The organism is Vibrio sp. CB1-5 (assembly GCF_059412285.1).
Genome location: NZ_JBJHPB010000021.1, coordinates 1 through 21,734, shown reverse-complemented (window position 1 = coordinate 21,734; position 21,734 = coordinate 1). Strand labels below are relative to the sequence as shown.

The 21,734-nt window shown below is 45.8% G+C and carries 19 protein-coding genes and 1 pseudogene; 12 read left to right on the top strand and 8 right to left on the bottom strand.

All coding sequences use genetic code 11. The features are described 5' to 3' along the window. Positions 1 to 94: 94 nt before the first annotated feature. On the top strand, positions 95 to 244 hold the full coding sequence (locus ACJB0T_RS14845) for a hypothetical protein (RefSeq protein ID WP_479294318.1): 150 nt from the start codon (positions 95 to 97) through the stop codon (positions 242 to 244). A 108-nt stretch (positions 245 to 352) separates the two neighbouring features. Here ACJB0T_RS14845 and ACJB0T_RS14840 read toward each other — a convergent pair whose 3' ends face one another. Beyond that, a complete protein-coding gene (locus ACJB0T_RS14840; RefSeq protein WP_479294316.1) occupies positions 353 to 2,047 on the bottom strand; it encodes a phospho-sugar mutase in 1,695 nt (564 codons plus the stop codon). 317 nt (positions 2,048 to 2,364) lie between these two features. On the opposite strand from ACJB0T_RS14840, the gene ACJB0T_RS14835 reads away from it, so the two are divergent. Next, the gene (locus ACJB0T_RS14835; RefSeq protein WP_479294314.1) at positions 2,365 to 2,607 is read left to right on the top strand and encodes a YfgJ family double zinc ribbon protein; all 243 of its coding nucleotides are present in this window, start codon (positions 2,365 to 2,367) and stop codon (positions 2,605 to 2,607) included. Positions 2,608 to 2,700: 93 nt separating this feature from the next. On the opposite strand, the gene ACJB0T_RS14830 is transcribed toward ACJB0T_RS14835, so the two are convergent. Further along, positions 2,701 to 3,102: a MaoP family protein gene (locus tag ACJB0T_RS14830; protein ID WP_479294312.1), complete on the bottom strand. Its 402-nt coding sequence runs from the start codon at positions 3,100 to 3,102 to the stop codon at positions 2,701 to 2,703. A gap of 275 nt (positions 3,103 to 3,377) precedes the next feature. Here ACJB0T_RS14830 and ACJB0T_RS14825 point away from each other — a divergent pair, with 275 nt between their 5' ends. Together ACJB0T_RS14825 and ACJB0T_RS14820 are read left to right on the top strand one after the other, a co-directional pair. Further along, positions 3,378 to 4,736 carry a DNA-3-methyladenine glycosylase 2 family protein gene (locus ACJB0T_RS14825; RefSeq protein ID WP_479294591.1) on the top strand — a complete coding sequence of 453 codons (1,359 nt, stop codon included), beginning with the start codon at positions 3,378 to 3,380 and terminating at the stop codon, positions 4,734 to 4,736. Continuing rightward, positions 4,733 to 5,209, top strand: a complete 477-nt coding sequence (locus ACJB0T_RS14820; RefSeq protein ID WP_479294310.1) for a methylated-DNA--[protein]-cysteine S-methyltransferase — start codon at positions 4,733 to 4,735, stop codon at positions 5,207 to 5,209. The genes ACJB0T_RS14825 and ACJB0T_RS14820 overlap by 4 nt, the downstream gene beginning before the upstream one ends. 483 nt (positions 5,210 to 5,692) lie before the next feature. Here the strand turns inward: ACJB0T_RS14820 and ACJB0T_RS14815 are convergent, their stop codons facing one another. Beyond that, positions 5,693 to 7,240 (bottom strand): DUF3612 domain-containing protein, encoded by a 1,548-nt coding sequence (locus tag ACJB0T_RS14815; protein WP_479294308.1) that lies wholly within the window; start codon positions 7,238 to 7,240, stop codon positions 5,693 to 5,695. Between the two features lie 156 nt (positions 7,241 to 7,396). Between ACJB0T_RS14815 and ACJB0T_RS14810 the strand changes: the two genes are divergently transcribed. After that, positions 7,397 to 7,969 carry an aldolase/citrate lyase/malate synthase family protein gene (locus tag ACJB0T_RS14810; protein ID WP_042502951.1) on the top strand — a complete coding sequence of 191 codons (573 nt, stop codon included), beginning with the start codon at positions 7,397 to 7,399 and terminating at the stop codon, positions 7,967 to 7,969. Positions 7,970 to 8,043: 74 nt separating this feature from the next. On the opposite strand, the gene ACJB0T_RS14805 is transcribed toward ACJB0T_RS14810, so the two are convergent. After that, positions 8,044 to 9,066 (bottom strand): GGDEF domain-containing protein, encoded by a 1,023-nt coding sequence (locus tag ACJB0T_RS14805; RefSeq protein ID WP_479294306.1) that lies wholly within the window; start codon positions 9,064 to 9,066, stop codon positions 8,044 to 8,046. A 222-nt stretch (positions 9,067 to 9,288) separates the two neighbouring features. After that, complete coding sequence (locus tag ACJB0T_RS14800; RefSeq protein WP_479294304.1) at positions 9,289 to 10,539, bottom strand: NADH:ubiquinone reductase (Na(+)-transporting) subunit B; 1,251 nt, start codon at positions 10,537 to 10,539, stop codon at positions 9,289 to 9,291. 142 nt (positions 10,540 to 10,681) lie between these two features. Here ACJB0T_RS14800 and ACJB0T_RS14795 point away from each other — a divergent pair, with 142 nt between their 5' ends. The 3 genes from ACJB0T_RS14795 (at position 10,682) to ACJB0T_RS14785 (ending at position 14,467) form a co-directional block, all read left to right on the top strand. Then, positions 10,682 to 12,028: a DASH family cryptochrome gene (locus ACJB0T_RS14795; protein ID WP_479294302.1), complete on the top strand. Its 1,347-nt coding sequence runs from the start codon at positions 10,682 to 10,684 to the stop codon at positions 12,026 to 12,028. Between the two features lie 91 nt (positions 12,029 to 12,119). After that, positions 12,120 to 13,670 carry a cryptochrome/photolyase family protein gene (locus ACJB0T_RS14790; protein ID WP_479294300.1) on the top strand — a complete coding sequence of 517 codons (1,551 nt, stop codon included), beginning with the start codon at positions 12,120 to 12,122 and terminating at the stop codon, positions 13,668 to 13,670. 26 nt (positions 13,671 to 13,696) lie between these two features. Beyond that, the gene (locus ACJB0T_RS14785; RefSeq protein ID WP_479294299.1) at positions 13,697 to 14,467 is read left to right on the top strand and encodes an SDR family NAD(P)-dependent oxidoreductase; all 771 of its coding nucleotides are present in this window, start codon (positions 13,697 to 13,699) and stop codon (positions 14,465 to 14,467) included. Here ACJB0T_RS14785 and ACJB0T_RS14780 read toward each other — a convergent pair. Continuing rightward, positions 14,450 to 14,602, bottom strand: a complete 153-nt coding sequence (locus ACJB0T_RS14780; protein WP_479294297.1) for a DUF2256 domain-containing protein — start codon at positions 14,600 to 14,602, stop codon at positions 14,450 to 14,452. The two genes, ACJB0T_RS14785 and ACJB0T_RS14780, sit on opposite strands and share 18 nt — an antisense overlap. Positions 14,603 to 14,759: 157 nt before the next feature. Between ACJB0T_RS14780 and ACJB0T_RS14775 the strand changes: the two genes are divergently transcribed. Both ACJB0T_RS14775 and ACJB0T_RS14770 read left to right on the top strand, forming a co-directional pair. Beyond that, on the top strand, positions 14,760 to 15,560 hold the full coding sequence (locus ACJB0T_RS14775) for a PhzF family phenazine biosynthesis protein (RefSeq protein ID WP_479294295.1): 801 nt from the start codon (positions 14,760 to 14,762) through the stop codon (positions 15,558 to 15,560). Positions 15,561 to 15,638: 78 nt separating this feature from the next. Further along, entirely contained in the window at positions 15,639 to 15,875 is a 237-nt protein-coding gene (locus ACJB0T_RS14770; RefSeq protein ID WP_479294292.1) for a GNAT family N-acetyltransferase, read from the top strand. A 125-nt stretch (positions 15,876 to 16,000) separates the two neighbouring features. On the opposite strand, the gene ACJB0T_RS14765 is transcribed toward ACJB0T_RS14770, so the two are convergent. Continuing rightward, positions 16,001 to 17,839, bottom strand: a complete 1,839-nt coding sequence (locus ACJB0T_RS14765) for a heparin lyase I family protein (protein ID WP_479294290.1) — start codon at positions 17,837 to 17,839, stop codon at positions 16,001 to 16,003. Between the two features lie 552 nt (positions 17,840 to 18,391). On the opposite strand from ACJB0T_RS14765, the gene ACJB0T_RS14760 reads away from it, so the two are divergent. After that, positions 18,392 to 19,249 carry an alpha/beta hydrolase gene (locus ACJB0T_RS14760; protein WP_479294288.1) on the top strand — a complete coding sequence of 286 codons (858 nt, stop codon included), beginning with the start codon at positions 18,392 to 18,394 and terminating at the stop codon, positions 19,247 to 19,249. An 18-nt stretch (positions 19,250 to 19,267) separates the two neighbouring features. Here ACJB0T_RS14760 and ACJB0T_RS14755 read toward each other — a convergent pair whose 3' ends face one another. Further along, positions 19,268 to 20,392 (bottom strand): DUF3541 domain-containing protein, encoded by a 1,125-nt coding sequence (locus ACJB0T_RS14755; protein ID WP_479294286.1) that lies wholly within the window; start codon positions 20,390 to 20,392, stop codon positions 19,268 to 19,270. Between the two features lie 1,055 nt (positions 20,393 to 21,447). Here ACJB0T_RS14755 and ACJB0T_RS14750 point away from each other — a divergent pair. Then, a pseudogene (locus ACJB0T_RS14750) lies at positions 21,448 to 21,734 on the top strand (MFS transporter); the annotation flags it as partial.

Genomic DNA, 21,734 nt, shown 5'->3' with positions numbered 1-21,734 from the left:
CTAATCTTTTGGCTCTAAACGCTGCCATTGAAGCGGTAACCAGCATCAACGCCATGGTTGATTCTGTCGCGAGTGCTTGTGAGAGCAGTCTAATGTGAGTAATACCGTTGCGGGGGATATGCGCGAGCTTGATTCCAGCGCAGCAGACATGCGAAGTGTTAACAATGAACTGCAAACCTTAGCTGAAGCCATCACGTTGAACACGACTGAATTGAATAGTCAGATCCGTCGTTTTAGGTACTAAGCGTGAGAATCTTCTATGTGCATTAATAGCGTTAAGCTAGACACTTTTATGAATATCTGATTCTAACAAAAGTCTAAGGGGAGTGATTGCTCACTCCTTTTTTTGTCTCTATAGACTTTGCTGGTGCGCAGTAATGAGCGCAGCCATTTTTTCTTCCGCCGTCTTACTCGCTTCCTCGTAACTCATCGTATCAGGAAAGTCACTGATCACTTCGTAATAACACTTCAATTTAGGCTCGGTGCCAGAAGGGCGCACGATAACACGCGATTTATCCTCAAGGATGTAAATAAGTACATCACTGGCAGGTAAATTGATGTGCTCAGTCGTACCGTTGGCTAACAAGCGTGTTGAAGACTTAAGATCCTCAGTCACGGTGACCATTTGCCCTGCAATCTGGGTTGGTGGTTGCTTCCGTAACTGGTCACTGATAGGTGGCGAATTCGGGTCGAGCGCAATACTGCGCTGCACATTGCAGTAGAAGCCATGTTGTCGATACAAGGCTTCGAGCTTGTCCCAGATAGTTTTGCCCTGTGCTTTTAGCTCGCCTGTTAGCTGGGCAAAGGCAACCAGTGCAGACAGACCATCTTTATCCCAAACTTGATTTCCGATGGTATAGCCTAGTGCTTCCTCATAGGCGAATAGGAACGGATGGGCTTTGCTTTGCTGCTCCATAGCGATGTTGGTGAGCCATTTAAAACCGGTGAGTGTTTGATAGTATTGCGCGCCGTGCTTTTTGGCTATCGCACTCAATAGTCTGGAAGACACAATCGTATTGCCAACCAGCGCATTTGGCTGATTTTCCAATAGGTAATCGGCAAACAGCGCCCCGACTTGGTCACCAGTTAACATTTGATACTCGTTATCCTCGCGCTTTACTGCGGCGGCGAAGCGATCAGCGTCTGGGTCATTCGCACAGGCGATATCCGCGTTGTGGGCTTTGCCAAGTGCCATCACCCTATCCATAGCGCCCGCCTCTTCTGGATTTGGGAAGTTGACGGTAGGGAAGGTACCATCAGGCTCTCGCTGCTCTGTAACGCTAGCGACGTGGTCAAATCCGGCATCAGCGAGTAAAGTTTCTGCCATCTCGGCACCCACACCATGCATTGCGGTGTAGACAATGGAAACGTCAGTGTTATTGCTACGTTTAAGTAGTGGGTTACCATTCATCGCACTGCGATAAGATTGGTAGTAGTCTTCTTTTAGCCATTCCAACAGGCCTTGTTCGCTCGCTTGCTCTAGAGGCAATAAAGTGAGTGGTTTGGTCGTGGCTTGGTCAATTTTACTAGCGATGCCCGCGTCATGGGGCGGAATGATTTGTGCGCCATTTTCCCAATAGACTTTGAAACCGTTATATTCTGGCGGATTGTGGCTCGCTGTGACGACGACTGCTGCGGCGGCGTTAAATTTTTTCACACCAAAAGCGACAATCGGCGTTGCCGCCACTTGGCTGGTCAAATAGACCTTAATTCCCATAGCGGTAAGCACGCTAGCGGTATCGTGAGCAAACTGTTTTGAATCGATTCGACCATCATAGCCGACGATAACGCCTCGCGTGTCCGCATTATCTATTTGCTCAAGCAGATATTGCCCAAGCCCTGTTGCGGTTTCTTGGATGACGAGTCGATTCATTCGGTTGGGACCGGCGCCGACTTTGCCTCTGAGTCCTGCGGTACCAAAAGCTAGACGTGTACTGAATCTATCTTTCAGTTCTTGCTGACTGTTGCTATCGATAAGCTGTTGAAGCTCTTGACGAGTTTTTGAATCCGGATCTCGTGCTAACCATTGAGTGATGGCTGTGGTCATGGTGTTCTCCTTACCCGCAGTATATAGGCATCTTTATCGCTATAAATTGTAAATGACTCTTACTCTCATTTCTGGGGTGGCAATCGATAAAACTGTGTTAAATCAATATTAGTCTAATCAACGTTAGCTAGAACAATGCCTATGGGTGAAGCTGATGAACCAACGTATTTAATAGTTGCCAGCCTGACCTATTTACAACTTCAATTGTCAGTGCTTGATGGTTTTGTCATCAAAGTCGGTGAGGAATTATACTGAGCTATCTGTAGTTGTTTGCCTTCTTGAACAGGTTGAGAGAAGCGCTAAGTAAAAGGTAGAACATGGATCACGCAGCGATTCAAGCACTAACGTTGGCCTGCCCAACATGCAAGATTGAAGTGAAAAATGAGGAAGGTCGCACTTGCACTCAGTGTCAGGTGAGCTTCAATAAAACGCCATTTTGTCCTGATTGCGACACAAAGCTGGATGCCATGAAAGCGTGTGGCAATGTAAGCTATTACTGTAATTGTTGTCGAATTCCCAAATCACGATCCGTCATTGAATGGAAGTTGACTCCAGCTTAGACACTTAGCTTTTAGCTTACGAATATCAGTTATAGCCCAATTTCCAAATTGGGCTAAAGTCTTCAGACGATCCGTTGTTCGCGAAACTGAGATTTAGTCGCCTGAGCGAGCCTCATCATCGACGATGTCATTGCCAATATCGTCATTGCTATCATTATAATCAGACTCATCCTCGACGCTTTCGGTTGCGGCTGCCTGTTTCCCATTTAGAGTATGGAACTTCTTCCGGTCTCGAGCTAGATGGATGTACTTGATCCAAGTTTTCTCAAGCTTGCTTTCCGCTTGCTGTTCATCGGCGACAGCTTGCAGAAAATGGCGCTCCTCTTCAGATTCAGGAGCGAGTTCGCCACCTTCAAGTAAGTTCATTGTATCCCCGAAGCGGATCAATATTTCCTCTTCAGCGATAGTAAAGTCTCCGGATTTTGCAAACCCACGTCGAAACCGTTTGTTGTCGTAGAATGGTTTCTTTCCAAGACGAAAATCTACATTAGACATAGCCACCCTCATAAAATGACGTTTATCATCAAACTCTGCCTCAGTATAGACAGAGCTTTGGCGTTTTTTGAAATTTTGCCAGACGATTAATTTAAGCATTTAGTAAGTCGTTACTTTCACGTGAAAATTTGAAAGTTAGATGACAATGTGATGAAGCTTTCCTTGCGAAAATTACCTTATGTTGAGTTCCGAAAATGGCTAGTCACTGAGCGTTCTTGGTTTACACTGGACACTAATGACAAAAAGAGCGGGGCGACGCAGTGGCAGTAATCTCAATGACCAACGAACAGTACCAGCAGGCGAGGCTAGCGCGTGATGTACGTTTTGATGGCGTGTTTTTTGTTGGTGTAAAAACCACAGGCATATTTTGTCGGCCGATTTGTCCTGCTAATCTGGCGAAAGAGCACAACGTGAGTTATTTTCAGCACGCTCATGCTGCACTTGAGGCGGGGTATCGTCCGTGTTTGCGTTGTCGTCCAGAGAGTGCTCCCAATTCATGGGCTTGGCTTGGCGCGGAAACCAGCTTTCGCCGTGCTTTGACACTTATTGAGCAAGGGGCGCTGAATCAATCGAGTTGTGAGACACTCAGCGATCGTTTAGGTATTAGTAGCCGATATCTACGCCAGCTATTTCAAGAGCATCTTGGTTTGTCACCTAAGAAATACGCCCAGTACCATCAATTAATGTTTGCTAAGCAGCTTCTCCATCATAGCCATTTATCGATCTCGGATATTGGCTTTGCCTGCGGCTTTAATAGTGTAAGGCGTTTTAATGATGCATTTAAGAAGACGCTTAAGTTAACCCCATCGGAATTGCGTCGCGGAGACGGCAAAGTCACTGCTCGCAACGAAGTCTATCTGGCCTATCGAGGCGCATATGATTGGTCTGCAATGCTCAGTTTCCTTCAAAAACGTGCGATCAGCGGCGTTGAGCGTATCACCGATCAAAGCTATGAGCGCTACGTTGATATCGATGGGACGCTAGGTTGGTTTCGATTGTGTGCAGACCTAAACGGGGAGCAGACGGTCAAAGTCGAGTTTGAACTAGAGCAGGTCACCCAGTTGGCAAGTTTGTTAAGTGGTATTAAGCGTGTATTCGATCTTGATACTGACATTACTGCTGTCGAGTCTCACCTAAACGCTGTTGATGAGGGGCTTATTTTAAAGCCTGGTCTTAGATTGCCTGGAGTTTGGTCGGCTTGGGAGGCGGGCGCACGGGCGGTGCTTGGACAGCAGGTATCTGTGAAGGCCGCGATAGGTCAGCTCAATCTTTTGACTGAGACTATGGATCAGCGCCTTTCAGGCCAGCGAGTGTTTCCGACCCCTGACCATGTCGCAGGAAAAGACCTGAGTTTTTTGCGAATGCCCGAAAGCAGGAAAGAAACCTTATCGCGACTTGCCTGCCATCTAGGCGAACACCCAGACGATCATCCTGATAATTGGTTGTCGCTAAAAGGCATCGGGCCATGGACCGTCAATTATGCAAAAATGCGCGGCTTATCCTCCCCAGATTTGCTACTTAGCTCAGATCTTATTGTTAAAAAATATTTGATTGATCATAACGAAGTCAATGCAGAGCATACTGCACCATGGGGCAGCTATGCCACTCTTCACTGTTGGAGCCATTTCTCATGAATTATTACACTGTGCTCATAAGTGAGCTAGGGCCTATTACTGTGCAAGCAAGTAGTGAAGGCTTATTGGGCATTTGGTTTGAGCAGCATACAACTTGTCCTGATGAACTTGGGGAGTACAACCCAAGCTATCCATTGCTGAGACAAGCAGAAACTGAGCTAAAGGAGTATTTAGCTGGTGAGCGTCAAGCGTTTACTTTGCCGCTAGCTGCCATAGGGACTGAATTTCAACGCAAGGTTTGGCAAGCTCTTTGCGAGATTCCGTATGGAGAAGCGATCAGCTATCAAGAGTTAGCCAATCGAGTGGGTAACCCAAAAGCAGTGAGAGCGGTTGGGACGGCGAATGGTAAAAACCCACTCTCTATTGTGGTGCCATGTCACCGAGTGGTGGGTAAAAATGGAAAGTTGTCTGGTTACGCGGGTGGTGTGGAGCGAAAACTTAGGTTGCTCAATTTAGAATCGGACAATTGCTGACGTTTGGAAGGTTGTGTGTTGGGTGTCTTTAATCGAACTGGCTTAACGACAACTTAATTCTTTCATGCCTTCATTTATGCAACAGATAACGCTTGTAGGGTGCGTGTTTTATCAATATTCCTACTATGAGAAGCGCTGTGATTGCAAAATGCATTTAAATTTGCATTTTGCAAATGCCATATGAACGCTATTTACATAAAATTGGTGTAGATCTAGTCAAAATCAATTAAAAAGAGACTTTAAAAAGTTGGCACGCATACTGCATTAATAAAAGTGACCCTTTTTAAGCCGAGGGTCACCTAGCCAACTGACGTTGTTAGTGAACCTATTTTGTTCACACTTGTATATAGCCAGTCACACAGATTTTGTGGCTGGCTTTTTTTCTTTCTGGATTCAGAAAAGGCTCTTTCCAAGCCTATTCTTCACCTAATTTAGATTCCCCTTTCATTGCATCAATTTTTCGCTTGCTAGGTCTTGTGCGTGTTAAACAATGTCTCCCAGTGTCTGATTTGCGTCATCCTTACAACCTTCATAACAACTTGGTTTACGCGGACAAACAGCACCTCGAGAGCAGATTAATCGAGCATCGCCTTCAATACCACGTTCTACCCAGTTGATATTGAGTATCTTGGCGACCGTTTGCAGATCTTTTTTGATATGACGCGGAATGGTGACACTACCACCACCTTCAACGCATGAACGCTTAAGTTCGCTAGCGATTTCTAATGCATTACCGCCTTGCGCATCTATCGCTGGATTGAGATCGATACCTGCACATAGCACTCGATTGTTACCCGCAGGATCGGTCATGTTGATGGACTCACAACAATAGATCCTTGGTTCATCACCGACATTCAATATCGATATTTGCGCCGATGAACCATTCTGTGGCTCAGACAACCTTCTGAATACCGCCCAGTGCTGACAGGGGTCATTAACCATCCGCATATTTCCCCACGGAAGCGGAATACCATTTCCGCGATAGACGGCCTTGAGTTTCCCTGGGCCATAAGCATCGAAATAGTGCCAGTGGGGATATGGCGACACGACGGTCATACGACGCATTGCTACCGAAGGTGACACGCCGACTCGTTTATGAACATCAATCTCATAGCCGCTTCGGTCGAGCAGTTGTCGAAAGGGTACCTTGGGGCACAGTAGTGCCCCTGCAAAGAAGCTGGATTCAAAATCGCGCCATGCTTGAAGGATGTCCTGTGAGTTGAGTGCTGAAGAAGACTGATGAGCCGCACTGTCGTCCCAGGTATTTTGATTGCCGACGCTGAGTACGCTTTTTAAGCCTTCATCGCGATGCAGGATACGGTGACCAATATACACCGCCAAATCGTACTTTAGACGTGTTGGGTAGGCTTTCAGGATTTCGTTGAGGTAGATGGTGCCGGGTGGCTCGAAAAATGATGTCACCAGCTGCTTGGCGTTCACCCCAAGTTCGTCCACCACATCTTTGGGAGTCCGGTTTACCCATTGCACGCGCAGCCCTAAATCGCTCGCAATATCGATGAGATCTTCAATCGAGAGATTGAGTCGTTTCAAGCCAACGTCTTCTGCGGCACGTTCAAGATCGGGGAAATGGTTCTGCAAACTTTCCTGATGCGCGCGTATTAACAAGTGAGCAAATTGACGACCCGTGATCCCGGTTTGCGAGAGCATTTCGGGAATGGCGATCTGCAAAATGTCATTGGAGAACAAAAAGCTTGGCTCAAGTGCCATACCACTTATTCCGCCGCGATTTCCTTTTACCGGGGTAATTTCATCTGGCTCGGGTTCATTGTCGAGAAACCAAGCGGGATCCTTTTGAAATACTTCGGCGATCACCTCCAGCATATCGATGCTAGGGACGCGTTTTCCACGTTCAATCATCGACAGGTAAGAGACGGAAGGCGCGTACTCTGGGTTGACGCGAATACAACGCGCAGACAGATCTTCCATGGTTAAGTGGTTACGTTTTCGTAGGTTACGAACTTTGGTGCCCAAAAAATGGGACTGGCGGATCAGACTTTTTGACACTGGCATTTTGTAAAATTCACATTGTAAAATTTTTGTTGTGAAATTGTAGTCAAAAACACGCTAGTCTACAAAGTATACAAATCACAAAACGAATATAAATTTAAACATCCGTTTGGGTTAATTACTCTAATTTGGATCTAGCAGCAGTAAGAGGGACAGACTATGAACATGCTGACATTCGATAAAACAGAACTTCATAAGAACCATTCAACCTTTATCGCAGAAGCCGTGTTCGCCGTCGAGATGGTTAAAGCTGATGAGCAGATGGAAAAACAAAAGATGGCAAAACAGCTGCTAGACACCCTGTTTCCCCTCGAAAAAGGTTCACACGAGGACGTGGTGAGCTACGAAATTGATTATCGCCACGTACAGGCGTATTTCAAAAATGGTGAGCACACGGGACTCAAACGCGCTAAGCACTTTGTGGCTTACCTTGGTGATAAATGCGCACCAGAAGGTATTTTGCTTCGCGATGAAAGCGGCACTCACCTGGAGGTTACGATTGGTCGCCGTAAAGGTACTGGCAATTTAGAGCTGGTAGAAATCGAAGACATTCAATTGGAAACATGTACCACGTTTGGTCAGTCAGAAAACTGTCACGCTTCGGGAATTCGTCACTGGGTTAGTCTAGTGAAAGGCGATGAGCAAGGACGACCACGTGCTTGCAGTGAGGATAAAGAGTACACCGCGAAAAACGGTGATGATTACACATTAGGATTCAGCTTCGCATTTTAATTCACGCTAGCACGTTTATTATTACCGCATTTTCCTTTGGTAGTATTGCCCCGCCTTAACGGTGGGGCGTTTTTTTAGAACGGCATCACTCGGTTACGACCAGAACGTTTAGCGTCGTAAAGCTGCTTGTCGGCACGATCAACCAGCGATGCGTAGCTGTCACCTGCTATGAATTCTGCGACTCCAAACGAAGCGGTAATGTTGCCGATCTTTTGGCCGTTTTTACGATCTTTAATGGTCATTTTTTCAACGGCCAAACGCAGGGCGTCTGCCATTTGTCTTGCAACGCGCAGTGATTTATTCGGTACAATCAGCGCGAATTCTTCGCCACCGAATCGATAGGCTGTAATGCCGCCGCGACAAGCTTGCTTCAGACGCTGAGAGATACCTTTCAAAATGGTGTCCCCGAACAGGTGTCCCATTTCATCGTTAAATTTTTTAAAGTGGTCGATATCTAACAAAATCAAACTTAGCGGCTGCTTGGCTTCGCAAAACATGGTTAAGTCAGCATCAAAAGCACCGCGGTTATACAGCGAGGTTAAGCTGTCGAACATGGCGTTGCATTGGACTTTTGCTAACTCAGATTTGAGTCGGCTGATCTCATCGCTGGCGTTTTTTAGCTGTCCGTGTATAAAGTCTGTGGAGTGCCTAATGTCATTGGCTTCATCGACTAATTGTTTGATAAGAGGCATCACTTCATCAAGGGTCGGTGCACGTTCGGCATCCAGACTTGAGGACAAGCCATCAAAGCTGTGTTCGAGTGCTTGCGAAAACTCGCTAGTATCATTGAGCGCATCATCCATCGAGCTCGACATCTCAGTCACAATCGCCTCGAGGTTTTCTTTTAAACCCTGAAGATCCACTTCTGCTTTTTCAGCAATATGGTTTCGATAAAGAGAAGCGGAATTAACAGGTGGTAGGACTTCATAATCTTTGAGTATAGCGTCCATATCAGCATTTAACTCAGGGATGGTTTGGTCCACATAGGTATACCACAAAGCATAATTCGCTGGCGTCGCCGGTACGTGATGTTTGACCATTAACGGAACTGCTTTTTTCAGATTGGCAGCTGATTTCTGAAAATCATTTTTCTTCATAGTTCCTTCGTTGTCCTTAGCTCATTCTGATAATTGCCATGATTTCTTGTAGTTATTTTTTACAATGTAGCGATTCGATTATCTAATGAGATGAGTAAATTGTCACTTTCGGATCCTCAGTTTTTGAAAATAGACACTAAAAAAGGCGTGATCTTGCTTCAGCAACAGCACTCTTATAAATGCTGTTGCAGTTTACAATTTGCGTTGGACGCTTTTTGAACATTATTGATTAAACTTGTTCATCCTACGTGTTCGGCGCTTAACCGTCGACTCTTTGACCACATGATCGAACAGCGGAGCAAACAGGTTCGCGAACAAGATAGCGAGCATAATGCCTTCTGGATAAGCTGGGTTTAGCACGCGTATGAAGATGGTCATGACGCCTATTAGTACACCATAAGCCAGTTTTCCCGAGTCAGTAAATGCAGCGGAAACCGGATCGGTCGCCATAAAGAAAGTACCAAACGCGACACCACCAATCACAAAGTGCCACCATATCGGCATGGAAAACATAGGGTTGCTATCTGACCCAATCAGATTGAGTAATGTCGCAGTAGCAGCTAGGCCAATCAATACGCCAAGCACAATTCGCCAAGAGGCGATGCCTATCGCAATCAAGAATATGCCAGCAAGCATGATAAGCAGCGTCGACACCTCGCCCATGGAGCCTGGCAGATTACCAATAAAGGCATCACTCCAAGAGAGTGTTTCACCCGTCATATTATTGATAAGCGCACTTTGGCCACCTTCATACCATTGGCTCAGTGGCGTTGCGCCCGAGTAACCATCGGCAGCCACCCATACTGCCCCTCCAGACATTTGAGCGGGGTAGGCGAAATACAAAAAAGCCCGTCCGGCAAGCGCAGGGTTTAAAAAGTTACGCCCTGTCCCTCCAAATACTTCTTTTGCAACCACTATCCCGAAGGTGATGCCAAGCGCTGCTTGCCACAAGGGAATCGTGGGGGGCAAGATAAGTGCAAACAGGATAGAGCTGACGAAAAAACCTTCGTTGACTTCGTGTTTACGAACGATAGAGAACAACACTTCCCAAAAACCGCCGACGATAAACACCGTCGCGTAGACAGGTAGAAAAAAGAGTGCGCCGTAGAACATTTCACTACCCCAACCGGCACTGGCCAGTGTCTCTGGGGATCCAAACGCTAGAGACAAGCGCCAACTTTGCTCAAACACGGGCACCAGTTCATCCAGTGTGTAGGTGACACTGAGTGCCGCTGTTGCTTGGTTACCTATGTTGTACATTCCCCAAAACATGGCAGGGAAGACCGCAATCCATACCATGATCATGATGCGCTTCAAGTCGATACTGTCTCTCAAATGGGTGCGGCCTTGGGTTACGTGACCGGGCGTATAAAAAAGGGTAGCGACAGCTTCGTACAGTGGGTAGTAGGTTTGGTATTTTCCTCCTGGCTCAAAATGTGGGGCGAGATTATTGAGTGTTTTTTTGAGTGCCATAACGCAAGCCTCTTTTGGTTTAGACACACTTCTTACGTGCGTACTTCGCGAACCGCCCACTCATTGACTAAGCTAACTAGCGCGTCTGTACGTATGTGTAAACACTGCCCACGCTTAACGCGACGAACATAGCGAGAACAAGATGGCCATCAAACGAGGATTGTATTGGTTTTATAACGACTTGCGGCTGCATGACAACGCACTGCTCTCCAAAGCAGCTAGAGAGGTTAGCTCTCTTCACTGCGTGTTTTTTCCTGAATTAAAGACACAGTTTGAACGCCGATTTCTCCCGGTTGAAATCAATAATGATGCCAAGCAGCACTTTGTAATGCAGTCAGTCGGAGAGCTTAATCAGTCCCTCAGACAAATTGGGCAAGTGCTCCACAAGTTGGAGGCAAATAGCCTTGGGGAAGCATCGCTGCAGTTAAGCGAACTGATTGGCCGCTATGACATTACTGACCTGTTCGTTGCACAAACAGCAAGTTGGTACGCTGAGACTGTGGTGGATCACTTGGTTCGTCAGTACCCAAGACTCACTGTACATAGAGAAGAAAGTCACAGTCTGTTTAGTGAAAACACATTACCTTTCGACTTGTCTGATTTACCCGATTCATTTTCAAAGTTTCGAAAGCTGATAGAAAAGCAGCCCATCGCTCTTCCCGGAAGTACGGTGACTGAGCTGCCACCTCCGATTAACAATCGCCAAGGACTTCCTGAAGCGTACGGATGCTTCGAGCAGGCGTTAGATATGGGAGAACAAGGCATCCGGGGTGGCGAGCTTGCAGGACTTTCGCATGTGCGAGGATATTTCGAGACAGATGCTGCGCTTAGCTACAAGCAGACACGCAATGCTTTGGACGACTGGCGAGGCTCCACCAAGTTTTCGTTGTGGCTTGCCAATGGCAATGTGTCACCGAGAACGATTGTTAGTCAACTGCATCGTTTTGAAAGGCGGGTTGGTGCCAACGAGTCGACCTACTGGATTGTGTTCGAGCTGCTGTGGCGGGAATATTTTCATTGGTACGCTCGCTGCCACGGCGCCAGCTTGTTCGCGTTTTCAGGTATTAAGCACAAGTCGCCGTTGACTTCTTTTTATGCTCAGCGATTCCGTCAGTGGGTAAACGGCACCACCCCCTATCCAATTGTAAACGCTTGTATGCGTCAGCTCAAACAGACAGGTTATATGTCTAATCGTGGCCGACAACTGGTGGCCAGTTGTCTTGTCCATGAACTTGCCATTGATTGGCGTTACGGCGCTAACTACTTTCAGCATACATTGATTGATTACGATGTGGGTTCGAACTGGGGGAATTGGCAGTACTTGGCAGGTGTCGGGGCTGACCCTCGTTCTTATCGTAAGTTTGACTTACAAAAACAGACACAACTCTATGATCCTGATGAAGTTTTCATTCGTAAGTGGGAAGGTGATGGCATATCTATGAGTGTAGATGCGGTAGACATGGTGGATTGGCCACTTGATAACAGCTAAATGACCCGCTGAAGATGTCGCATCATACAGACGGAGCCAGATATCACGGGCAAAACTGACTGCCAACATACAATAGAAAGGGAGAGTAGCGATGGCGTATCATACGGTTCGACTCATACTGGGTGATCAACTCAACTTACAGCACTCTTGGTTTTCAGATGTAGAAAATGGCGTGCTCTATCTTATTGCTGAGTTAAAACAAGAGTCTGAGTATGTGACTCACCACATCCAAAAGCAGGTCGCCTTCTTTCTTGCTATGGAGTCCTTTGCTAACGCGTTGGCAGAGCTGGGGCATCATGTTGAGCATTTAACGCTTGATGACAGCGCTCGGTTTGAATCGCTAGACGAACTCATTTTCGCAAAGTGTCTACATCATGGCGCCGAGCATTTTCAGTATCAAAGACCTGACGAATGGCGTTTGCTCGAGCAACTGAGACAAATCGCACTGCCGGATATAGCGGTGAAAGAGGTGGATACCGAGCACTTTCTGTTGCCGTTTCCAGAGATCGAAGCGCTGTTTCCGAAAGGGAAAGCGATCGTTATGGATCGCTTCTATCGGAAAATGCGCAAGAAACATGGCATGTTGATGGAAAGCGAAGATAAACCGCTTGGAGGAAAATGGAGTTTTGATGCAGACAACAGAAATAAATTAAAAAGCAATGACTTAAATGACTTACCAGCGCCTCTCCTATTCGCCAACTCTACCCGTGATGTCATCGATCGCATGGTTAGACACGATATTGAGTCCATTGGAGAGATCGGCCAGCAGTTGCTGTGGCCGATTAATCGCGAGCAATCGCTGAACTTACTCGCCCATTTTTGCCAGATCTGCCTACCTAAATTTGGCCGATTTCAAGATGCGTTGACGGCGGAGCATGATTCGATGTGGAGTTTGTATCACTGTCGGTTGTCATTTTCACTCAACAGCAAAATGTTGTCTCCGTTGGAAGTGTTGTACGCCGCAATCAATACCTACTCCGAATCAGAGGGCTCAATTAGCTTAGCGCAGGTGGAAGGTTTCGTGCGTCAAATATTGGGTTGGCGCGAGTACATTCGTGGAATGTACTGGAGCAATATGCCGGAGTATCAGTACAAAAATGCCCTTGAAGCACATCGGCCTTTGCCCAAATTTTACTGGACTGGGCAAACGAAAATGCGCTGCATGCAGCATGCCATCTCTCAATCGCTAGAGTTTGCCTATGCGCATCATATTCAACGCCTTATGGTCACGGGTAATTTTGCACTGTTGACGGAAGTTGACCCAGACAAAGCTGAAGAGTGGTATCTCGGGATATATGTCGACGCCATAGAGTGGGTTGAGATGCCCAATACGCGAGGAATGGCCTTGTACGCCGATGGCGGACTCATTGCGACAAAGCCGTATTGCTCAAGTGGCGGCTATATCAACAAGATGAGCGATTATTGTGGTGGCTGCTACTACAACGTAAAAGAGAGAAGCGGAGAGCAAGCGTGCCCGTTTAATGGCTTTTATTGGCGCTTTATGCACAAACATCGTGACAAGTTAGCGAGAAACCCACGTGTTGCGATGATATATCGAACCTGGGATCGAATGGCGCCGGAAGTGCAAGATGAGCATCTGACGACCGCGGAAGCCAATTTAGATCGAATTGACGAGTTATAAATCATTACACTGTTTAGGAGCAAGGGATGTCAGATTTAGGGTTAAACGTTTTGATTGTTGGTGGCTCAGGCGGCATTGGTTGGGCACTATGCAAGACTCTATCTACACTTCCCAACGTGACAGTAATGGCTACATATCGACAAGGTATTCCAGAAGAAGCAGAAGACTATAGTGACATTGCTTGGCTGCCTTTGGATGTATGCGAGCCTTCGCAATACGCGTCTCTGGTTGAAGGGATAACAGAGGTTCTATCAGGGGAAAGAAATCAGGCAGCTAGGCAGCCTGCTTGCCTGGATTGGGTGATAAACTGTGTTGGGCAGCTTTCTATCGACCACGAGCTGCCAGAGAAAAATCTGAAATCTATTGAGGCTGAGCGATTTGCCAAAGCGATGCAGATCAACACATTGCCGACTCTGCTTCTTGCTCAGCATTTACAGTCTTTGTTAAGGCGATCCGCTGCGCCTCGTTTTGCAACGGTTTCAGCTCGTGTTGGCAGTATCAGTGATAACGGTTTAGGGGGGTGGTATAGCTACCGCTGCTCGAAAGCGGCACTGAACATGGCGCTAAAAAATATCAGTATTGAGTGGGGGCGTTTGATGCCTAATTCCTGTACTGTTGCTCTACATCCTGGGACGACCGATACCTCTCTTTCAAAACCTTTTCAAACCAATGTGCCTGAACACAAACTGTTTTCAGCAGACACAACCGCACGATTGCTCATGAGTGTGTTGATGTCGCTGCAGCGTGAGAACAATGGTCAGTTTCTAGCCTTCGATGGTTCAATGATCGAGTGGTAATCGATGTTTGTTTGAAGCACAGCGCTTTGAGCAATACTTCACATCGTCCCAGCAGCGTTGCCATTTCTTGCGCCAGTTAAAATGGCGTTGACACACGGGGCACAATTTACTCGGCAGATGGGTTTTGTTGTGCATAGGGAGCTCATGTCTAGGTCGGTGAGTTGATATACGAAACTCGGCTGTAGATAGGAGCAAATGTGACCATGATTCCGAGGTTGCTTCAGGTTTATTGAGATATTCCCTCGTTTATTATCTATTCTTTACACAGCAGTGGTGTAAAAAGGTCATTCTCATGAAACTCGATATTTATCAGGTAAACGCGTTTACCGCCGAGCCGTTTAAAGGCAACCCCGCAGGGGTTTGTGTTACGCAGCAGCCGCTGCCAGCATCATTGATGCTCAATATCGCTAAGGAAATGGCGATTTCAGAAACCGCATTTTTGTCGCTTAGTGATAACCGACTTCGCTGGTTTACGCCGCAAGTTGAGGTCGCGCTATGCGGTCATGGCACTTTGGCTACCGTTAATGTGTTAGATGAGCTTGGACTGCTAGAAGCAGGAGGGGAGTTTACTTTTCAAACTCTGTCTGGAGAGTTGTCTGCGCAAAAATCTGGTGCGCGGATTTCAATGGACTTTCCTTTGTTTCCACCACTCCCACAGGCATCCATTTCAACTGAGCGTTTGGCTGCGTTAGGGCTTAGCAGCGATGATATTGAGTTTATTGGAGAAGTAGAAGGTGGGAAAGATTTCCTAGTGCTGAAACATGAAGACAGCTTGCACCATCTGCGTCCAAACTTTAATGCGTTATTAGAATCGGATGGCCGGGCAGTGATTGCGACGGCTCAATCTTCGAGAAGTGATGTCGATTTTATTGCTCGTTACTTTGCCCCTTGGGTTGGGGTGAATGAAGACCCTGTGACAGGATCCGCATACTGCGCTCTCGCTCCATACTGGGCAGAGAAACTCGGCAAGTGCTCACTTGTGGGGTATCAGGATTCTGAGCGAGGTGGTTATGTTGGTATGATGGTGAAAGGCGAGCGTATTGAGCTGTGTGGACAGGCAGTGACCCTAATTAGGGGTACGATTGATGTTTAATACTGGTTTTCTATTTTCATAACGCGCTGAATTTCTGTAGTCTTTGCCTTTCTATCCCGACGTGAATCTGGAGATTTTATGATTGAACACCAACAAGAACGTCAACGTTTTGTGGTTGCGAAAGATGGCCACGAGAGTGTGTTGGAGTATAAATTAAACGGTAACAGTATTAACTTTACTCGTACTTATGTTCCGGATGTATTTCGTGGGCAAGGTATCGCCAAACAATTGGTTGATAAGGGGCTGGAATGGGCTCGTGCGGAGCAGTTTGATATCGAAGCGGACTGTTGGTACGTTGCGAAGTTTTTAGACTAAGCGAAATCTTTCGACTTGCTCAAGGTTGCAGAGCGACTTTATTTATAGAGTGACGTGTTTATAGAGTGACTTAGTTTTGGATCGGCGAATCGTCAGTGACGGTTCGCCGATCTGCGTATTATTGGCTATCGATTGGGATCAAAAGGATAGGGATCGAGTCCATTACTCACCCCGTCATTGTCACTATCGTTATAAATGCCATCTACCGGCGCCTGTCCCCATTCTTCTAACGAGCGGTTAATGGCTTTAGATACCGAGACGTTGTCAAAATATAGGGTTCTTGCGTCGCGAATCTCCGTGTACATACCAAGCTTGGTATAACCGTTGTTACCAATCAGTAGCGTTTTACCCGCGCGATCGAGTTTCAATTCACCATTTACCCAGATCATCACACGACCATCATCGTCTAACGATTTTTTGAAGTAGACCCGAATGTCCGTCCAAGTGTCTTGCGGCGCAACACCAAGATCCACCGTTGGATAGTTAGGTGCGTGGTAGGTAAGCTTAAAGTCGCCGTTGTTGCTCAGTCGAATAGCGCCATGTGGCCCAGAGCTAAAGGATTTCCACTGCGTAACGATAATGGAGTACTTAGTGATGTTTTGCCATGATGCATCAGGGCGAATACTGGCACTGTAATAGTAATCATCCCCCGGCGCGAAATTGTAATCACTGTTCATAAAGGCAATTTCACTGCGATACGCCGGTGGCTCTCCATAAAACTTGAGCACATGCTCACCCGTTCTTGCCCAAGGGACGTTCTCTACTTGGTAATAATGGTAGCTGGCTGGCTCTTTTGTCAGTGAGTCATAGCTACTTGAAAATGAAGCAGTCAGCGTTTGATTCAATCCTGATTGAGGGTCTCCATTTTCGAAACCGGCAGTGTAGATAGGGGCGGCATCCTCAATAGGTGTCGTGCGATCTATTTGTACGCTTACCCATTCTGGGTCGGATAAATTGAATCCATCGTCAATGCGGTAGCTAAATTCATCAAGACCGACGAAATCAACAGAAGGCGTATACAGGACTTTGCCTTCAGCAACACTGATGGAGCCATATGTTGGCTGTTCTGTCAGTATAATGGTGAGTTGATCGTTTTCAGGATCATGATCATTGGCGAGCACATCACACAGCAGCTGCTGATTTTCCGCACCTATACATTGATCCGGTTGAGTGCTGGTGGCGATATTTTCTGAACGTGTTGGGTCGAGAGGGTAATCATCATCGACATCTGGAACGCCATCATTGTCATCATCAGGATCTTGGTTGTCACCTATTCCGTCTTTGTCTGAATCTTTAGTTTCTGCTGGGTCGTTAGGGAAGGCATCTTCGGCATCGACAACACCGTCACCATCGGAATCCTTTGATAGTGGTGACAGGTCGAATTGTATTCTGTCGACGCGTACCGAACCATCTCGTGCAAAAAGAGTAAACGTGTGCTCACCGGCGGTTAGAAACAGAGTATGTGGTTGGGTTTGTTCAAAGTTTCTTGTCTCCCCTGTACTTGATAGGAAGGGCATGTCGACCAGGATAGTATCCCCTTCATGCAGTTCGATAGAGCGAACTTTTGTCGACTTAGAACCAAGCCAGGCCGAAAATTCATAATAACCCGATTCAGGGACGCTTACGGTGTAGTTCATCCATTCACCGCGACCAAACCAGCCGACATGGACTTTGCCATCGTGAGTGGAGAAATCTACCCCTTCGATTCGATAGTTCTTTGACCCTAGGTTGTCCACCTCTCGATCCGAGTAAGCAACATCTTGACCACCGAGATCGAAGTCTTCCGCTTCAATGACGGTGGGCAACTCATGAAATGGCAAAGCCCATTTGGTTGGATCCCAAGGGAAAACATCAAGATTGTCATTGATACCATCTCCATCGGTATCGTTAGCCAACGTTGTTGTCGACGTAAAAGCAAGCGCAATGGCCATCACCAGTGTTCGATTTTTTATGGTTGTGGACATAATGCCACTCCTTATTTATAGGTAAGCAGATCTTCACCGCCAGGCGTGCTTGGCGATGGATATTGAAAATAGGAGTGCACTCACCTTCAACATAGCGAAGTTAATTCATATATCAAACAAGGCTGATATTGGCCTGGTGAATGTTTTGTTTAGTCTGGTACGTAAAGTGAATAACTGTTGTCGCTTTCTATATTAATCACGAAAAAGTGACTGTTTTGATCATTTAAGCCTTGTATTTCTATGGGTTAATTGAAAGCGGAGCTAATCTAAGTGATTAAATCTAACGAGCTCAGGAGGCAAAACTATGATTTTGCTTCCGCATTAGAGAGTGAGTATTGGGGTAAGTAGTATCGAGTTCAAGATTGCCCGTCTTTTGCTATCTCTCAGTTGTTAATAGTTTTTATATCAATAAGTTGAGCTACACGTTTTCTCAATCTTCTATCAACCACTAATATGTCGTAATTTGGAACAAAAATCCCTTTATCTCCTTCTAGTACAGGTAGTACCAGTTTGATATGCTAAAAGCAGATCAGTGGTTTGGAGAGAAGTAACATGATGCGGAAGAATTGGGCACTGTTTGTACCCGCAATATTACTCGTAGGATGTAGCAAACCCGAAATGGATGTCACTGACGCGCAGTATCAGGCTCATCATGGCGAGCAGGTGGTGATAGTGCATGGTTTAGCTCGTAGCGCTTGGTCGATGCAAAATATGTCGAAAGGCATTGAAGAACAAGGTTATCAAGTCTGTGTCGTAGATTATCCAACGTTGCGTCAGCCCATCGAAAACACTTTGGATCGAAGTGCCGAAGAATTGTCGCGCTGCATCTCAGAGTTCTATGACTCTAGACAGAAGAGAGATAGTCAGGCATTGGCGGAGCATGCTTCTGGTGAATACGTACCAACCAACTATGCTTTGACTAACCATGCTTCAAAAAATCACGCCAAGATCCATTTTGTAGGTCACTCCCTCGGCGGTTTGGTGATTCGCTCTTATCTTGCGGAGCAACCTGATTTTGTTCATTCTGAGCAAATGGGCAATGTGGTTTTTGTAGGCACACCTAATCATGGTAGTGATGTTGCTGATTTCTTTTCTGATACCTGGATGCTGTCATTAGTGGGTGGCACCGCAGAATCATTGACGACAAAACCAGAGAGCTTTCCAAACCGTCTTCCACTTCCCAACTATAATTTTGGCGTTATCGCTGGCACACAAAGTTACCCGGTGTTCAATGGTATGTTTGCCAAAACCAATGATGGTTTGGTGTCCGTTGAGTCAACGAAGCTAAAAGGCATGCAAGACTTTATTGAGGTTGACATTAAGCATGACAGGTTACGTCGAGATCCTTATGTTACGGGGCTCATTGTGAAGTTTTTACAGTCAGGACAGTTTAAACCTGGCAGTGAATAGACCCAAAGGCCGATTCTTCTAACTTCTCTCGATGCTTCCATCTTTTCGTGATGCACCTGGTCGCACGCCGTAAGGCAACTGCCTAAAGAGCTTTGGATCCGATGATACATTCGGTCCGATATAGGGTGCTTTCCAGTCGAGTAACATAATGGCGAGCACGTTGCGATGCTCGCCATAAGCAAAATCGAAATCGCCAGAAACTGATGGGATCATGCCATGTTTCTTATCAATGGCACGAGCGATAGCGGCGCGTGCTTTCTTTACAACAGGATCATCATGAAGTCCTGCTAATAAAAAGCTGATCCCAACTTCTGCAACAATATCTTCCTTGGTGTGCTTGATGATGTCATCGATGTTGCGACGGAAATAATCGTAAATCCATTGATGGTCTTTTTCATTGACTGGGCGTTGATAGTAACCAGAATCCGCTAAAATGATGTGCGTCATACCATAGAGTTTGTTGCCAAACTGCTGCTTGCTTAAACGATAGTCTTCGCTATCTGGGTACGTGCGTTGGAACGCGTCGACAAACTTGGAAATTAAATCTTGTTCACCGATCTGCCGTAACCAATACGCTTGGTTAGCCAGTTGCGCCGCCCAGGCGGTAATCATTGTCTTATCAGTCAGAACGTTTTCAAAATCGTAGCTTCGAAGCACTTTGCGTAATTTTTGATCAGACTTATGAGTGACTCCATATTCTTGCAATCTGGCGAGATACCGTAAAAGGTCGAGTCCCATATAGAAGTAGTCTGGATTATTTTTGGTTGCAGCATAACGGCGCTGACTGCGCTCATCTTTACCTTTTTTGTATTCAGTTAGGCGAGCAAGCGAGTGCTGACGAATTGCTTTGGGCGTGGTGACGTCTGCTGCTATTTGATTCAACCGGTCAGTCACATTGGCAAGGTCGACCAAAATGGTGGTGTGGTATTTCTCGTCTTGAGTTTGGCGGTACATGCGTAAACCAAAATGCCCCTGTTTATAGGGAGATAGAGAGAATAGCCTGGACTCGTAAGTATCTTTAACCACGTTCGCGTATGCCTGAAGCTGATGCTGGCTAGGGGAGTTGTTCAGATCAAAGATACTAGCACCGGTTACTAGAAAGGCACTCAGAATTAGAATCAGCAGTCTTTTATTCAATAGCATAGCGTTTACCCAGAGGATCGAGATCTACAAAGTGTAGGAACAAACCGACAGCGTTTTGTGATGGTTGGGTCAGACTTATTGTCATCCTGAATGCATGCTGTCAAAATGTGCGAAAGTGAGTTGTCAGCCCTTGCATTGGCCTGGTGAATGATTTGACTTGTAGTCATTTGTGCTGGTTTTTTGTACAGTAAAATAAAGCTAATTCTTTGCTAATCTATGAATTTCTTGTCTATGCTGAAAAAGCGAGGCAAGGAGTTTTCATAGTGAAGTCATTAGTAGTGTTCGTGCTAAGCACGGTATGTTCGTTTTTGGCTTTGCTGATGATGCAGGTGCGCCAGGCAATATCTGTTTAACTGATACGGGGTTGGTGGTAACTACTCATCTTGTTACCTGCCCGAAAGACATGAAAAAACTATATTTACCTTTCGTTTTCTTTTGTTGGTTTGAATGTCCAATTATAGAAATCAACTTATGAATAAATTAATTCTTCTGAGTTAAAATATACCGCAGTAAAATACCCAGGTATTTTACTGCGGTATATTTTTCTGGCTGTTGTGTTAGCTGGTAAATTAAAATCGTTACTTCTATTCGAATTTTTGCTGGATAGCTGTTTGTTCTATTTTTGATGTTTATAGGTCAATAAGGCTATAAAAGATGCTGGTTTTTAACCTTTTTGGATCAAAAGTTGTCATTTGTGCTAATGCATTTAGCTTTAAATTAACATTTTAGTTCTTCTAATTAGAATATTTTATAATTTTGAGACATTGAGCATGACTATTTTTTCAAAATATTGATTCAGGCTATTTCAATATTTAAGTTTGGTAGTAAGTTAATAATCAACAAACAAAGCAATATGATCTATGGATAACATAATAAAATGTTACACCCGGAGTAACATTTAGTCTGTCGTCGTATGGATATTGTACTTGTTTGATACCAGTCAGAATGAAAGGCCACGGTGGCCTACTTATTTACCAGAAGGATGCTTGCTGAAATTTTGCGGTATGAAAGCAGACAGTGTTTTCACACAAGCAAGAGGGATGCGCAGAATAGTTATGCTAAAAAATCTATTTAACAAACTTGGGATAGAACTTTGGTTCTCCGCCCACCTTGCCTACGGCTTTGTACAGCTAGTCTTCATTCCGATTGTCATGCCTGCCTTTGTTGCAGAGCGTACAGGCAGCTTTGCAAACGCTGGTCTAGCAATGGGTTTCTTTGGTGTTGCAGGCCTTGCAGCTCCAATTATTGGTTTATTGGCCGATAAATTTAAGGCGCACCGTCTAGCGCAGTTCCTTGGTATGGTTGCGTATCTCGTATGCCGTCTTCTGCTTGAAAAAAAAAA